This is a genomic window from Paenibacillus sp. SC116 (assembly GCF_024733555.1).
Taxonomy (GTDB): domain Bacteria; phylum Bacillota; class Bacilli; order Paenibacillales; family Paenibacillaceae; genus Paenibacillus_B.
The window spans coordinates 214,375-231,370 of sequence record NZ_JANIOF010000007.1 but is presented as its reverse complement, the minus strand read 5'-3'; the positions used below and the strand labels follow the sequence as shown (position 1 = coordinate 231,370).

At 44.6% G+C, this 16,996-nt stretch carries 8 protein-coding genes, 1 rRNA gene, 1 pseudogene and 2 riboswitches; all 10 genes and pseudogenes read left to right on the top strand.

Annotated elements, in window-relative coordinates; translation table 11 throughout:
• The first annotated feature begins 149 nt into the window (after positions 1 to 149).
• The 10 genes and pseudogenes from rrf to pulA all read left to right on the top strand — a co-directional run bounded on the left by rrf (position 150) and on the right by pulA (position 15,948).
• Positions 150 to 266, top strand: a 5S ribosomal RNA gene (gene rrf / locus NQ117_RS22410).
• 230 nt (positions 267 to 496) lie between these two features.
• Positions 497 to 1,105: pseudogene (gene wrbA / locus NQ117_RS22405) on the top strand (NAD(P)H:quinone oxidoreductase); the annotation flags it as partial.
• Between the two features lie 540 nt (positions 1,106 to 1,645).
• Entirely contained in the window at positions 1,646 to 2,590 is a 945-nt protein-coding gene (locus NQ117_RS22400; protein ID WP_258280232.1) for a transglycosylase domain-containing protein, read from the top strand.
• Positions 2,591 to 2,795: 205 nt separating this feature from the next.
• Positions 2,796 to 3,068, top strand: coding sequence for a DUF1294 domain-containing protein (locus tag NQ117_RS22395; RefSeq protein WP_309137905.1), 273 nt, complete (start codon positions 2,796 to 2,798; stop codon positions 3,066 to 3,068).
• A gap of 93 nt (positions 3,069 to 3,161) precedes the next feature.
• Positions 3,162 to 3,605: a universal stress protein gene (locus NQ117_RS22390; protein WP_258280230.1), complete on the top strand. Its 444-nt coding sequence runs from the start codon at positions 3,162 to 3,164 to the stop codon at positions 3,603 to 3,605.
• Positions 3,606 to 3,894: 289 nt separating this feature from the next.
• A riboswitch (purine riboswitch) is annotated at positions 3,895 to 3,995 on the top strand.
• 397 nt (positions 3,996 to 4,392) lie between these two features.
• A complete protein-coding gene (purE, locus tag NQ117_RS22385; protein WP_258280249.1) occupies positions 4,393 to 4,854 on the top strand; it encodes a 5-(carboxyamino)imidazole ribonucleotide mutase in 462 nt (153 codons plus the stop codon).
• Complete coding sequence (gene purK, locus NQ117_RS22380) at positions 4,854 to 6,107, top strand: 5-(carboxyamino)imidazole ribonucleotide synthase (protein ID WP_258280229.1); 1,254 nt, start codon at positions 4,854 to 4,856, stop codon at positions 6,105 to 6,107. The genes purE and purK overlap by 1 nt, the downstream gene beginning before the upstream one ends.
• Complete coding sequence (gene purB / locus NQ117_RS22375; RefSeq protein WP_258280228.1) at positions 6,104 to 7,405, top strand: adenylosuccinate lyase; 1,302 nt, start codon at positions 6,104 to 6,106, stop codon at positions 7,403 to 7,405. Before purK ends, purB begins: the two co-directional genes overlap by 4 nt.
• A gap of 312 nt (positions 7,406 to 7,717) precedes the next feature.
• The gene (locus NQ117_RS22370; protein ID WP_258280227.1) at positions 7,718 to 8,608 is read left to right on the top strand and encodes a phosphoribosylaminoimidazolesuccinocarboxamide synthase; all 891 of its coding nucleotides are present in this window, start codon (positions 7,718 to 7,720) and stop codon (positions 8,606 to 8,608) included.
• Between the two features lie 545 nt (positions 8,609 to 9,153).
• Entirely contained in the window at positions 9,154 to 15,948 is a 6,795-nt protein-coding gene (pulA, locus tag NQ117_RS22365; protein ID WP_258280226.1) for a type I pullulanase, read from the top strand.
• 728 nt (positions 15,949 to 16,676) lie between these two features.
• A riboswitch (purine riboswitch) is annotated at positions 16,677 to 16,777 on the top strand.
• Positions 16,778 to 16,996: the final 219 nt, after the last annotated feature.

The following is a 16,996-nucleotide window of genomic DNA, read 5'->3' as shown; positions in this document are numbered from 1 at the left end:
AGGTCGAGGGCTTATCCTAATGAATATACAAGAAGCGTTTTAATCACTTTGCGATCAGTTTTCAAGGTATAACCTTGTTTTAGGAAAGTACCTAATGGTATGATATTTCCTGAAGCGATTCGAAGGTGCAATAGCATCGGAAAATCATGTTTGGTGACGATGGCGGAGGGGTTCCACGCGTACCCATCCCGAACACGAACGTTAAGTCCTCCAGCGCCGATGGTACTTGGACCGCAGGGTCCTGGGAGAGTAGGACGTCGCCAAGCAAAATAAAAGCTCACTGACTGTAATAAGTCGGTGGGCTTTTTTGTTTTCTTTTTATATTTGTAGCTTCAGCTAATATGTTCAATAGTAACCAATACTATAAAGTCATACTGGGACTGTTCAAGCATTCGCATCCGAATGAATGTCAGACGGATTGGAAATGATTAATAACATGATTTGAATGATCTTCCATAGTAATGATAAGCATTAATTTTGGAAAGGACAAGGATTGATGTCGAACGTTAAGCTTGCTGTTATTTACTATAGCGCTACAGGTACGAACTATCAGTTGGCAGAGTGGGCGAAAGAAGGCGCGGAATCGGCTGGTGCAGAGGTGAAATTATTTAAAATACAGGAGTTAGCACCGCAAACGGCTATTGATGCAAACCCTGCTTGGAAGGCTCATGTGGAGTCGACCGAAAATATTGCAGTTATTCAGCTTACAGATTTGGAATGCGTGGATGCGATTATATTTAGTGTGCCGACTCGCTTTGGTAATGTAGCAGCCCCTTTTAAGCAATTCCTTGATACGACGGGTGGCTTGTGGTTTAAAGGACAGCTGATGAATAAAGTTGTAAGTGCGATGACGAGTGCGCAAAATCCACATGGTGGACAGGAGGCCACATTACTTAGCCTCTATACTTCTATGTATCATTGGGGAGCTATCGTTGCTGCACCGGGTTATACGGACCCTACCGTATTTTTAGCAGGTGGCAATCCATATGGTGTGAGCGTAACCGTTGATCAAAATGGAAAGATGCAAGAGGATGTACAGCAAGCGGTGAAGCATCAAGCGAAGCGAACGGTTCAAATTGCTACATGGGTAACTCAAGGGTTGCAAATGGAGCAGCAAGGACAACAGGGACAGCAGCAACAAGGTTCAGGACAGGCTCAGGGACAACAGCAAACCAATCAACAGTCACAAGGTTCGGGACAAGCTCAGGGACAACAGCAATCCCAGCAACAACAACAAAGTTCTGGGCAAGCTCAGGTACAGCAACAAACCCCGCAGCAATCACAGGCGGAACAATCTCAGGGATCGCAAAGCCAACTACCGGCACAAGGACAACAGCAATCTCAGCAAGCGGAACCACAGTTTCAAGGGCAACAGCAACTTCAGTCTCAACAGGAGCAGCAGCAGAACCAAGGGACGCAGCCGTTACACAAGCAGCAGCAACAATTCCAGTCCTACTAATGGAATTTATTCATAAAGAATGAGCTTGAATCTAACAATAGATTCAAGCTTTTTATGTTCTGATGAAGCTTGCGGCGTTTATTATTCCTTAGCTTTCATAAATGTAAGATTACTGTTCGGTAAATCGATAGCACCGAAATCATAATTTGGATACAGTTATACGTATAGAAAGGAGGTCGCATGACAATGAACAATAAACATCACCGCAAACGTAACGCTACGGTTCAAGCTACGGTGTTATTACCGATACGTCATACGAGTCGTATTCATAATAGACGCAAATTCGCTCATCTGGGTATGAGTTCTGCAGAACAAAAACAGCAAGAGCGAGATCATCAGACTTCTGCTTCCAATAAGCCAACACAATGGAAGAAAACTATCGCTGGCATGTTAATCGCTGCTATTCTGTTACCGTTAGTGGGATGGTTCGCACTTGCGATCCTCGGAAACGTATGGATAGATAATAAACAGCTAAATACATTTTATACACAAATACAAGAAGCTTCTCATTTACCTAATGGTCAGCCGGTTGTACGTACGATAGATATGCCCAGTTATGTAGCGGATACACTGCTAGCGATTGAAGATCATCGTTATTATTTACATCCGGGTATTGATCCGATTGGAATAGCTCGTTCTATATGGGTTGATTTTGTAAAAGGGAAAAAAGCTCAAGGTGGCAGTACGGTGACGATGCAGCTTGCGCGTAACATGTTCCTAACTCATGAGAAGACCTATATACGTAAAATCAAAGAGATAGCGATATCAGCTAATCTGGAGCTTCGCTATACGAAACAAGAGTTAATGGATATGTATGTGAACAAAGTGTATTTTGGACATGGAAAGTATGGAATTGAGAGTGCAGCACGTTTTTATTTTGGTAAAACAACGAAGAGGAATGGGGATATTCCAACGATTAATTTGGCAGAGACAGCAGTGCTAGTCGGTCTTCTTAAAGCACCTGAGCATTACTCTCCTTTTAAAAATAAGGATCTGGCTGAAAGACGTCAAAGTGTCGTACTGCATCGTATGAATACACTTGGCTGGATATCGGACTCGGAGCTTGAGAAGGCGCTCAACACACCATTGATTTATGCTAATCATACCGTTAAACCCAATAAAACGGCATAGAAAGCGTACTAATGAAGTTGGTTTAAGTAAAGGCATATTAGAAAAAGTAAAGTACATGATATGGGGGAGCACAGGGGTGTTCGTCTAGATTGTAGAAGTCGCAGATGATGATCCGCGGCTTTTATTTTTTTGTGAACAAGTGTGAATTAGCGGCGAAAGCTTGGTCCCATCTTGTATAATAGAAATAGGGAGGGCGATGAAGGATATGGCGATTATCGTATTTATTTATATGTGTATTTTAAATCTTGTTGGATATGGGATGATGTCCAATGATAAGCGTCGCGCCACTCGCAATAAACGCCGCATTCCTGAACGTAATCTGTTCATGGTAGCATGGTTAGGCGGTGCACTAGGTGTGTTGACAGGGATGTACCAAAAACGTCATAAGACACAGCATACGACGTTTACGGCAGGCATACCTTTTATATTGCTTGTGAATTTATTTGTATATGGTTTCGTCATTGTAAAGCTCGGGTAATAGCTTTTAAGCAAGATATGCAGTGTATGTTGCTTTGCAGGTATGCGAAGTGAGATACATTCATATATACAAGCTAGCGGAGAGGTGAGAGCAATGGCATTCAAACGTATTTTAGTAGCGTATGACGGATCGAACCCTTCACAACTTGCACTTAGACAGGGAATAGAGCTTGTTCAGGCAGATGCTGAGGCTAGTCTCCATGTTGTGCATGTGTATCAATTACCGCAATATTTTCTTGGCGATGCATTTATGACTGGTTCCCCTAAGGTCAATCAGGAATTAGTTGAGTTTTCTACAAAGGTTGAGAACCGTGCACGGGAGGAAGTTGTTTTCCTTGGTGGGCGAGCATCAGTAGAAACGGTTCAAGGACCGCTAGGGCCATCTATTGTTGATTATGCGGAAAAGAACCAGATTGACTTGATTATAATAGGAAGCAGGGGACTAAGTGGACTAAAAGAGTTCGTACTTGGAAGCGTCAGTCATCATGTCGTTCAGAGTGCGAAGTGTCCTGTCCTTGTTATTAAGGAAAAAGAGTAAAGAATGAGAAATTATAAAATATGAAGTATGAGTAAACCAGCCTTCTCTTTAAGCTAATGTCTTATGACATCCAGCGTACAGTGAGGCTGGTTTCTTTTTGTAGGCATGGTTTGTTTTGAAATTACTTTTTTGCTTTAGCAAGGCAAAGAAATAATAAGGAATATGGAGCTCATAAAGCAAATAGCGAACATTCAAATTGATTGAGGATATAATGTTCGTATTATTGGTTGACACATACAAATGGTGATTGTTAAACTAAGACTATCCTAAGAGATTGTCGAATAATTCAAGAGTTGCAACAATAGATTCTCGTATAATTTCGTAAATATGGACGGAAGTTTCTACCTGAGGACCGTAAATCTTCGGACTACGAGAATGGCAGACGTTGTAGGGTGCTTGTGCTGTGCGTCCTCTCATGCATATAGGCTAATGATGGGCATGAGTTATGCGAAGGTACGGTTATAGGTTCGCTGTGAGGCAGTTGCTGTCATTTCTTCGATAGGCGAAGGTTCAACGGGAGGATGTCCGTTGGGCTTTTTTGTGTCTTAGTTGAGCTTGCTGAAGTCAGTCATGATGATAAGACACTCGGTAAACTGCACGTACTTTGTATGGATATATTAGTACATTCTTATAGCAAGCATCTCAACGAAAGCGGGTTGAATCGATGAGCAACGTGTCACAGCAGGAAGCATTGCAGCAGCAACAGAATGGGCAACAACGAGGATTGGAACAGGATCTACCACAGCAGCACCATAGTAATAAAGAGCAGGCTCATGTTGGTGTTATTATGGGAAGTACAAGTGATTGGAACACAATGAAGAAGGCATGCGACATGTTGGAGGAGCTAAACATTCCTTATGAAGCACGTGTTGTATCTGCCCATCGGACACCTGATGAAATGTTCCGCTACGCGGAGCAAGCAGAAGAACGCGGCATTCGCGTTATTATTGCGGGAGCAGGAGGAGCTGCGCATTTGCCAGGAATGGTAGCTGCGAAGACGGTAGTTCCAGTCATAGGTGTGCCGGTGAAGTCTTCTACACTTAGTGGGTGGGATTCCTTGCTGTCCATCGTACAAATGCCAGCAGGTGTTCCTGTTGCGACAGTAGCGATCGGAGAGGCTGGAGCTGCGAATGCAGGCTTGTTGGCGGCACAAATACTCGGTATTACAGACAAGCGGATCAATGAACAATTGAAGCAGCTTCGTGACCAGAAACGTGAGCAGGTCGTGGCATCGGGAGTGCTGGTGTGATGACAATGGGTACACTGGAGATGAACGATAAATTAGGATCGGCCTCGCAGGCTGGTGTTGTTGGTAAGAACACTGGTGCACAGGAACAGAATGCGGACAATGTACTGCTGCCCGGTTCGAAAATAGGTATCTTGGGCGGTGGACAGCTAGGTCGGATGCTTGCTTTGGAAGGTTTGCGCATGGGCTATACGTTCGTTACGCTCGATCCGGCTGATGCTCCGCCGTGTGCGGAGGCTGCGCAGCATATTCGAGCTGAATACAGCGACCGTGAAGCGGCTAAGCAGCTTGCAGAACAGGCGGATATTGTGACGTATGAGTTCGAAAATGTTTCGCTTGAGATTGCAGAGCAGTTGGAGCGGGATGCGTATTTGCCCCAAGGCAGCCGTTTGCTGCATCTTACGCAGCATCGTCTGCGTGAGAAAGATGCGCTTACAGCGGCAGGCATTCCAGTCGCACCTTATGCTCATATTCAGTCACTGGAGGAGTTGAAGCATCACCTTGAAGCGTTTGGCGGTCAAGGGGTACTGAAGACAGCGACAGGTGGATATGATGGCAAAGGACAGCAAATGATTCGTACAGCGGATGCCGCTGAGGAAGCATACGAGGCGTTGGCTTCGCTTGGAACGGAACTTGTCCTGGAAGCGTATATACCGTTTGAACGGGAGTTGTCTGTAATAGCAGCCCGCAATCCGCGAGGAGATATTGCTATTTTCCCGATTGCTGAAAATATTCATGTTGATCATATTCTTCACTTATCGATCGTGCCAGCGCGCGTACCAGATAAGGTAATGGAAGAAGCAGAACGAATTGCACGGCAAGTTGCCTCTTCTTTAGATGTAGTGGGGCTTATCGCTGTGGAGTTGTTTATGACGGCCGATGGCAAGTTGCTCGTCAATGAATTAGCGCCACGTCCGCACAATTCAGGGCATTACACAATGGATGCATGCCGTACATCGCAATTCGAGCAGCATATTCGTGCGATTTGCAATTTGCCGTTAGGTGACCCGTCACTCGTGACACCAGTCGTTATGGTGAATTTGCTCGGAGAGCATGCACAGGACATGTTACAATGGTTCAAGGTAGAAGATACAGCAGCGCAGCCACTCGGGGTAACGACGAAGCTGCATTGGTATGGCAAGACAGAAGCAATCGCCAAGCGTAAGATGGGTCACATAAACGTATTGGCAGACGATATAGATGCAGCGCTGAACTGGGTGCAGCAGAACAAGATGTGGAGGAATCAACAAAGATGATCGAACGTTATTCACGTCCCGAGATGCGGGCTATTTGGACAGAAGAGAACAAATTCAAGGCATGGTTGGAAGTAGAATTATGTGCTTGTGAAGCGTGGGCAGAGCTTGGCGTAATTCCGAAGGAAGATACAAAAGTGCTGCGTGAAAAGGCAAGCTTTGATATGGATCGCATTTATGAGATCGAAGCAGAGACTCGTCATGACGTGATCGCATTCACTCGTGCCGTGTCTGAGACATTGGGACCTGAACGCAAATGGGTTCATTACGGATTGACTTCTACAGACGTTGTAGATACAGCGCTTGGTTACTTGTTGAAGCAAGCTAATGAAATTTTAGAGCGTGACATTGTGAACTTTATTGAGATTTTGAAAAATAAAGCTCTTGAATATAAAGATACACCGATGATGGGACGTACGCATGGTGTTCATGCCGAGCCAACAACTTTTGGTTTGAAAATGGCACTATGGTACACAGAGATGCAGCGTAATCTTGAGCGTTTCCATCATGCAGCAGATAGCGTACAGTTCGGTAAAATGTCTGGTGCAGTAGGCACGTATGCGAACATCGATCCATTCGTAGAGAAATTTGTGTGTGAGAAGCTGGGTACGAAAGCAGCTCCAATTTCCACGCAAACGCTGCAGCGTGACCGCCATGCTGAATATATGGCGACATTGGCGCTTATTGCGACTTCTTTGGATAAGTTCGCAACAGAGATTCGTGCTTTGCAGAAGAGTGAATTCCGTGAGGTGGAAGAGGCATTTGCTAAAGGTCAGAAGGGATCTTCTGCTATGCCGCACAAGCGCAATCCGATCGGCTGTGAGAACATTTCTGGCTTGTCCCGTGTTATTCGCGGTCATATGGTGTCTGCTTATGAGAATGTGCCACTCTGGCATGAGCGCGATATTTCGCACAGCTCGGTTGAGCGTGTTATTTTGCCAGACGCAACGATGCTGCTTAACTATATGTTGAACCGCTTTATGAACATTGTGAAGAACTTGACGGTATTCCCTGAGAACATGAAGCGCAATATGCAGCGTACGTTTGGAGTACCTTTCTCTGGCCGCGTGATGACGAAGCTGATTGACAAAGGTTGGAGCCGTGAGCAAGCTTATGATACGGTACAGCCGCTTGCGATGCAGGCGTGGGAAGAACAGCGCAGCTTCAAAGACATCATTGAACAAACTTCTGAGATTACAGAAGTATTGTCTGCTGAAGAAATTGAAGATGCATTCAATCCAGCTTGGCATTTGAAAAATGTAGACACGATCTTCCGCCAAGTAGGCTTGCTTAACGAATAGATATAGGCTGTATAGTGAACATAGCTGCAGTCTAGCTAACCGGAACGTAAGAAACTTATTGCCTATAAAATAGAGCAGAATCATATGGAGAGATGAAGATGTTCGCGATTGTAGTCAAGTTCTAACCATAGTGATGGAATGTAAAGTGCTTGACTGTAACAGCATTTGGAAATATGATTTGCTCATATAACAATTTAGCAATTGCAATGATTGCAATGTACAGCATTCTATATACTGATGCTGTACAAGTTGGCGTAGGTTATTGTAACGGAGCAAGTCTATAGAAGCATACGCTCAGGGAGGATGTGTATTGTGCAAACGACCGCCGTAATATCTACCGCAGTGGATCTAGTGAAAGCCCCGCTTATTTATAAAGGCAAAGTACGTGAACTGTACGATTTGGGGGAGAACTTTCTCATCGTAGTGACAGACCGCATATCAGCATTTGACTATGTATTGGAGCCTGCTGTTCCTGAGAAAGGGAACGTGCTCAATCGACTAAGTGCATTTTGGTTCGAGAAGACGAAGTATATCATTGGCAATCATGTCGTGCATAGCGATGTAGATCGTCTAGGCGATATTCTTGTAGATAAAGAGCTATTGCGTGATCGAATCATGGTTACGAAAAAGGCAGATCGAATTGATATTGAGTGTGTCGTACGAGGATACATAACTGGCGGAGGATGGCGGCAGTACGCACAAACACAAGCGGTGAACGGAATCGAGCTTCCAGCAGGTTTGCGGAAGAACGAACGTTTCCCGAACCCGATTTTTACACCAGCGGCCAAAAATGACATCGGCCATGATGAAGATATTTCGTATGAGGAAATGCAGCAGCGGGTTGGCGTAGAGTTGGCTGAGATGCTGCGAGACAAGAGCATTGCACTATACGAATATGCACGTGATTACTGTGAAGAGCGCGGTATTGTGCTGGTCGATTGTAAGTTTGAATTCGGTATCGTTGATGGTGAAGTCATCTTGATTGATGAAATATTTACACCTGACTGTTCACGCTTCTGGGCACAAGATAAAGTGGAATTGGATATTGAAATCGACAGTATGGATAAAGAGCCTGTACGCACGTATTTGGCAAATACCGACTGGGATCAAAACAGCCGTCCAGATCCGCTGCCAGATGCAGTTATAGCAGAAACGAGTCTTCGTTACGTGGATATTCGTACGAGATTGATGGGTGACAAATAGTAACTTGAACTTCATGGTAGGCAGCTTATTTGGGGCAATCATAGTTTATAATTTTTGACTTGTGACCTGTAATCATAAAACAGACCTCCTTTCTTTGGAATCATATAAATGAACAAGATCATGCTGGCTATTTCGTAAGTGAAGACGAGATCGAGTAACTTCGGAATAGTTAGGTAAATGGACTTATTCATCTATAGGGAAGAGGTCTGTTTTTTTGTGTTTATGATCAAAATAGAGGATTGACAGAAAATAATGGTATCGTTATGCTAGTTATGCAATCGTTTTCATAAAGAAGATAGCCAGAATAGGATGATGTAAATTAGCATGGTAATACACCTGTATTTCAGGTACTAGTTACGCATTATTATGCATATATGATCATGTACTATATTTTGTGAGTGTTATATACGAGATCGGGGTTTATGTGCTGATCGTATTTTTGTACTGCGTACAGAACGCATTGGATCGTAGATCATGATTCGTAACATTTCATCTCGCTCATTCATGCAAACGTTTGCAAAATTTATAGGGAAGAGGGTCGTAGCATGACGAGGACATGGAAAGCTAACATTTCTCGACTGCTTGTCTGCATGATGCTGTGGAGTACACTCTCAAGTGTATTCGTTGTAAATACTCATGCTCAAGCAACTACTCAACAAACATCAATGAAGCCTAACATCAATTGGAGTATGGTTAAACCGCTTGGTCAATCACCTTCGTCAGGCTGGCAAGGCTACCAGCTCGGTCAATTGAAGCTGACAAATGACGGCGACCATCTTCACTTTCAATTGGAAGCTGTCAATGCAGAAGAATGGCAGCATATCAATATTGCATTGAATGTGAATGAAACGGATTCGAAGGTATCTACGAACCCGTCCAATCATCGATATAACTATGAGGGCACGGCAGCTAAGCCAAGCTATCATATCGTTATGGAAGCAAAAGCTGGCGGCAAAGCTTCGCTCTATCGCAGCGGATCGGCAAGCCCACTGTTGTCTTCTTCCGATTTGAAAGGTGCTTCGTTTGAGGTAGCAGCAGATCGTGGTCGGTTCACGGGCTCTATTCCTTTGAAGCAGCTTGGTTTGCAAAATGGGGATAAAGTAAAAGCAATCGTTATATTGAGCGGTGATCGTGCGGATGAGCACGGCGTGTTTGATGTTGTGCCTGAGACCGCTAAAAACACCGTGGCTAACGATTGGAATATGAAAGCCAATCCAAACCGTATGACTGATTATAGCGAAGCTTATGTGATTCAGCATAAACCGAAGATTGACGGTGCGAAAGATAGTCTATGGGAGCAAGTACCCGATTTAGGGATATCGGTAACAAATGCGGCCCATGGCATTCCTGGCAAGCTTGGCAGCATCAAGCTGACAAATGACGGCAAGCAGTTGTATGTATGGGTAGATGCAGAGCTGCCAAACTGGGGCGACCAAGGTCAATTTATTAATATTGCACTGAATGTAAATGAAGCGGATTCCACTGTTGAGGGCAATCCGTGGAATGCTCAGTTTAACTTTAGCGGTGCAGACAAGAAGCCGCAGTACCATCTTGCTATGCGTTTGAAGCAGGATCAAGGTATCGAGGGAGCTGCATTGTATGATGCGAAGCGGATGTCTGATCCGATCTTAGCTACGTGGACAGATACGAAAGGTGCTGAGTTTGCTGCAAATGGGAAAGTGGGCTTCGAGGCAGCGATTCCCCTTCATCATTTGCAGTTGAAAAACGGCGATCAAATTCGTCCGCATGTCGTATTGAGTGGCAATAAGTTGGCCGAACACGGTGCATTTCAAGTAATCCCAAGTGCGACTGGCAATGAAGTTGCTGCTGGCTGGAACCAAGCGGGCGTACAAAATGTACAGCGTGTTTATGGTAACGCTTACGCGGTCAGTCAGATGAATGACAAACTAGAATTGATCAGCACAGTACCAGCAGATTTTGCAAAGAAAATCGAAGTAGAGCAGCCAATTATGCTAACGTTCAGTGAATCTATTACGGTTGTGAATACTTCTGGTGTGACCCTTGTAGATGATAAGGGTGCTGCAGTCGCTGCAGACATCAAGAGTGACGGGCAGCAGTTGGTTATTAAGCCAGTTAAGTCTTTAACCTACAAGACGCCCTATCAAGTAAAGATGTCCGCTCATATGCTGGAAGGTATGGATACCAAGACGCGAAATGAAGCCTACTCATTCTCCTTCACGACGAAGGAGCAGCCAGCGTTAGCTGCAGCTATCGCTGATCAGAACAACGTTGTGTCGGTAGCGCTTAAAGATATCGTTCCTGGGATCGACTATGGGGCATTTGCTCTCTACAACGGAGGAGCGAAGCTCAAAGGTACGTCCATGAAAGGCAGCGATGATCAATCGATCATCATTCAATTAGAAGAACCGATTACGGATGTATCTCTTCCTTACATCGTACGCTATGAAGGCGCACCGCAAGGCATATATGCCGATCAGCCAGTTACGATGCGCGGCATATTGGATACGTATGTATATTCAGGCGATGATTTAGGGGTTACGTATACGAAATCAGGCAGTACATTCAAAGTATGGGCACCTACTGCTGCTAACGTGACACTGTCTCTCTATGACACGGCGGATATGCCAAAGGAGACGCCTACGAGAGAGATTGCGATGCAGCGTGATGCAAGTACTGGCGTATGGTTAGGAGCTGCCGAAGGAGATTTAAATAACAAGTACTATATGTACAAAGTAACTTTCCCGGATGGAAAAATACTGTATGCGCTAGATCCGTATGCACGCGCATCATCGGTAAACAGTGCAAAGTCTGCGGTTGTCGACTTGGCAGCTACAAATCCAGTAGGCTGGGAAAAAGACAGCAAGCCAGAAATGCTAGAACCGACAGATGCGATCATTTATGAGCTGCATACACGTGACTTCTCCATTGACCCGAATTCCGGTGTTTCCGAGAAAAATCGCGGCAAGTTCACTGCATTCACGGAAGAAGGAACGAAGCTCAAGGGAGATGCGGAAGTTAAAACGGGCATTGATCACTTGAAGGAGTTAGGGATTACGCATGTACATTTATTGCCGACGTATGATTTCGGTTCTGTAAACGAGAAAAAGGTAGATGATACGAACGCAAAGGATCGCAAGTTCAACTGGGGCTATGATCCAGTAAACTACAACGTACCAGAAGGTTCTTATGCAACAGATTCTGCACAAGAGGACCCTACGAAGCGAATTCGTGAGTTCAAGCAAATGGTACAGGCGATGCACAAAAATGATTTGCGACTCGTTTTGGATGTTGTATACAACCACACATTTGTAACAGGACAAGAATTAGATCTGTCTGTATTTGATAAATTGGTGCCAGGCTATTATTACCGCACGAATAACAAAGGCGAGCTTTCTAACGGTTCTGGCGTAGGTAATGAAGTAGCTACGGATCGTCCGATGGTTAGTAAATATGTACGTGATTCCGTGAAATTCTGGGCAGAAGAGTACAAGGTAGATGGCTTCCGCTTTGACTTGATGAAGCTGATTGATTTGAACACAACCCGAGGCATTATTAACGACCTTAAAGAAATTGATCCTAGCATTATCGTGTATGGAGAGCCATGGGCAGGTGGCAGCACACCATTGCCAGCTGATCAACAGATTGAAAAAGGCACGCAGCGCGGAGAAGGTTTTGCCGTATTCAATGACAACCTCCGTGGTGCGATTAAAGGCGGAAGCGATGATGCTTCAAAAGGATTTGCTACCGGTGAGGGAGCGCGAGAAGCGGGAATTGTAAACGGTGTAATTGGCTCGACGAATGATTTCACGTCTTCTCCTACAGAGACGATTAACTATGTAACCGCGCATGATAACTTGAACATGTGGGATAAGATGCTGAAAGCCCAAGGCAAAGATAAAGATGTTCAACGCGATCCATTCGCGACACTGACTGAGGCTAACATGCTTGATAATCCAACCGTGAAAAGTTCTTTGCTTGCTAACGGGATTATTTTGACGTCTCAGGGTATTCCATTTATTCATGCTGGAGATGAGATGCTGCGCAGTAAGTTCGGCGATCATAACAGCTACCAGAGCCCTGATTCCATTAACCAGATGCTGTGGCAGCAGAAGAAAGCGTATAAGCCTGTGTTTGATTACACACAAGGACTTATTGAGCTGCGTCGTTCGCATCCTGCGTTCCGTATGACATCAAAAGAAGCAGTTGCTTCGAGCTTGGAAGTATATCGTCAAGATAGCAATATCGTCGCATTTAAGCTCAAGGAGCATGCGAATGGAGATGAATGGCGCAATATCGTTGTGATTTACAATGGAAATGCAGATACACGCAATGTGGCATTGCCGACGAACGGAAAATGGAACGTTGTAGTGGATCATACCGCAGCTGGTGTGAAGCCGATCCGCATGGTTGAAGGCGGCAAAGTGGATGTAGCAGGAACATCGATGATGGTGCTGTACGATGAAGCTAACACGTATACAGCGACGCCGACTAAGATCGTTATTGATGCGAAGGACCTTGCGTTGGAGCCAGCTGTTTCAAAGCAGATTACTGCAAAGGTACTTGATCAAAAAGGCAATATGATTCGTACAGCAAAAGTGACGTGGACTTCATCTGATGAATCTGTTGTTCAGATTGATAGCAAAGGGAAAGTAACAGCGTTGAAGGAAGGCAAGGCGGTGCTAACGGCTTCATTCGGTTCCTTGCAAGCACAAGTCAATGTGACAGCAGCGAAGCTGGTACCGACGAAAGCAAGTATGCAAGGCAAGTCTACCGTGTGGCTGAACCACACCATTCCATTTACGGTTGAAGTGAAAGATCAGTTCGATCAACTCATGCCGAATATAGATGTGAAGTGGACTTCGTCTGATCCAACGATTGCGCAAGTTGACCGTGTGGGCAAGGTGGCAGGTCTTAAAGAAGGAAAGACAACGATAACAGCAACCGCAGGTAGTGTATCAGCAACGATGCATATTACGGTGAAGCCGCTGCTGAAACGCTACATTGAGCTGAACTATGTACGTCCAGACAAGGATTATAAGGACTGGAGCTTGTGGGTTTGGCAAACAGGTGTGAAAGATGATGAGCACTTGTTCAAGAAGTTTGATAATGGCGTGGCTACAGCGATGATCGAGATTGGACCAGATACTGAAAAAGTAGGATTTATTATTAAAAAAGGCAATTGGGAGCAAAAAGATACAGATTCGGATCGTTTTGTCGTTACGAATGTGAATGATGCACTGACGAAAGTGTACGTATACAGTGGTAAAACGGAAATGCGTACGATTCCTTCGGTGTCAGGACCTGTGCTAGAGGACGGAAGTATTAAGTTCTACTATAGGGATCAAGAAACTTTCCAGAGCGGGGAACAGAATCGTATCTCTGATGTGAAAATCAATATTAACGGCACGCTGTATCCGATGAATCATGACGCTGAAAATGAGCGATATACGTATACGCTCAAAGACGCAGCTAGCGGCAAATATGTGTATACGTTCCATGTGTCGAAGGATGGTAAGACAGCTGAAGTTACAGATCCTTATAACACGGAAAATGGTCAATCTGTGGTGGAATATAAGAAACCGAATATTCAAATTTCGAGCAGGGTTAAAGGGGATTCCATTTATGCTGGTCAGCAGCGTTTGCTGCAAGTTGCTTATCAATCCAGTGACTCCAGTGACAAAGTTGCTGTAAGAGAGATCGCAGCAGATTTTTCTGAATTGGGCGGCCTTGCCCATACGAAGATTGACTTGGAGTTAATGGAGCAGTCCATTACGGTAGCTGAGCATGTGAAGCCTGGAAAGAAATCGATTCAGATTACACTTATTGATGAGTATGGAAATAAGCATACTTCAACAGCTAGTGTGACGGTGAAGGCAAAGCCGAAAGCAAACGGCAAGCTAGACTTTGACTGGGATGAAGCACGTATTTACTTTGTATTGACAGACCGCTTCTCTGATGGCAACAAGAAGAATAATGGCACAGCGGCACAAGGCTATGACAAGAACCACCTTGAAGCTTATCAAGGCGGCGATTTCCGTGGCTTGATCAACAATCTGGATTACTTGGAGGATCTAGGCGTCAACACACTATGGATTACACCGATCGTTGACAACATCGATTTCAACCAAGGAACGAGCTTTAATGGCAAGCAGTATGGATATCACGGCTATTGGGCAAAAGACTTTACGAAGATTGATGAGCATCTTGGCGATGTAGAAACATTCAAGGAACTGATCAACAAGGCACATGATCGCGGTATCAAAATTATGGTCGATGTCGTCTTGAACCATACGGGTTATGGTCTAAAGCCAGGCGATACGCAGCCGGGTGTTACAGAACAAGACAAGAAGCGTTTCGACGGGATGCTTCGTACGGACGCAGCAAGCGGTGATCCCGTACGCGGCGAATTGGCAGGCTTGCCCGATTTCAAGACAGAAGACCCTAAAGTAAGAGAGCAAATTATTGATTGGCAAACAGACTGGATCGAGCGCACTCGTACAAAGCGCGGCGATACAATTGATTACTTCCGTGTCGACACGGTAAAGCATGTGGATGAAACGACATGGAAGGCGTTCCGCAATGAGCTAACGAAGATTGACCCTGAATTCAAGCTGATTGGTGAATATTTTGGGGCATCGGTTGATAACACAGGATCATATTTGAAAACGGGACAGATGGACTCTTTGTTGGACTTTGATTTCAAAGGCAAAGCGAAGGACTTCGTTAATGGCCAGCTGGATGCAGTCGAAAAGGCGATGCAAGAGCGGGAAGCTCGCATGGATGAAACGGCTACAATGGGACAATTTTTGAGCAGCCATGATGAGGATGGGTTCCTGAGTCATTATGTGAACGGCGATAAAGGTAAGCTAATGGTTGCTGCCGCACTGCAAATTACGGCCAAAGGCCAACCTGTTATTTATTACGGGGAAGAGCTTGGGCGTTCTGGAGCAAATGCTCGAGATATGTCTAAGGGCGAACTTAGCGAGAACCGTGGTGCTATGCCTTGGGATCAGTTGAAAAAAGAGAAAAAGCTGCACAACCACTACAGCAAGCTGCTGAACATTCGCGCAGACTACTCCAAAGTATTTTCTAAAGGAGATAGAACGAAGCTGGCTGGCAGTGATGCGGAAGGCTTCATGGTATTCGCGAAGAGCTATAAAGGGGAGTCTGTTGTCGTTGGCTTGAATCCGAGTGAAAAAGCGAAGAAACAGGTTAAGATTAAGGTACCTTATAAACCGGGCACAAAAGTAAAAGATGTGTACAACAATAAGCAGTACAAGGTGCAGTCGAATGGAACGGTAACAGTGAACATTCCTGCGAAAGATGACGGCGGCACGATTATCCTCGTTAAGAAGTAAGAAGTAAGAAGTAAGAAGTAAGAAGTAAGAAGTAAGAAGTAAGGGCGAGTAGTAGACGGTTTGAGATGATGAAGTTAGAACGGAATGTACGGATGATGCTCATGTACGTCTAATAATCAATAATCGCTATGTGCAGAGATGAGTGCTGTAGAGACAAAGGCAGCCAAACGCCCTTGACGTGTAACAATGTAACAATGTAACAAACGGGCCGTCGAGCTAACGGTTGCTGTAGAGCCTATCCAGTGTATATGGGTGTTTTTTGAAGTGTAACGGATGTCAGGGAGCTTATTTGTTAGATAGAGCGATTGCATTCATCGTTATTGTTTAAATAAGCTCATCTACAACCGTTACATTTCTACTATGGGCAATTTCACGAAAATAACGTCAATGGCAACCGTTAGGGAGTCCCCGCATAGGCTACCTCGGTGTTTCGTAACCTGGGATTTCATCAGAGCGTCGTTTGTACATGATCGGGTACATGATTGTTAATCACAGGTATGATACCCTGCAACCAACAGGTAGGATATTCTGCATGGAAACTGAAAGCTTCTGAATGGCTTGCGCTGTTCAGAAGCTTTTTGTCATTTGTTTAAGGTGGATCGCATATGATTATCCTTTATGCTTTAATGCGTTAAAAACGAACTATATTTTTATTTTATATTGGAATGTTCGTGTTTTGCGATTGACATGGGCGTTTCAAACTTGTTACACTATAGCCAAACTTAAATATGACGTATGATGATAGCTCTCGTATAATTCCGGGGATATGGCCCAAAGTTTCTACCCAAAGACCGTAAATTTTTGGACTACGAGAGAAAGCGTCCTAGTACGGTATGGCCAATTGCGATTACAGGCCATCATGTACTCGCGTTTTCTTTCTTTTGTCCACTTGGTCTGCGGTTGAGCTTTCATAGCTATCTGCGGACTTTTTTATTTATTATGAAGCATTTAATCCTACCTATTTACTTGCTATACGTTGAGCTATCGAGCAACCTGCATAAGTGTTAAGTAAGCAAGATGCACAATCATTTAGGGGAAATGATTGAAG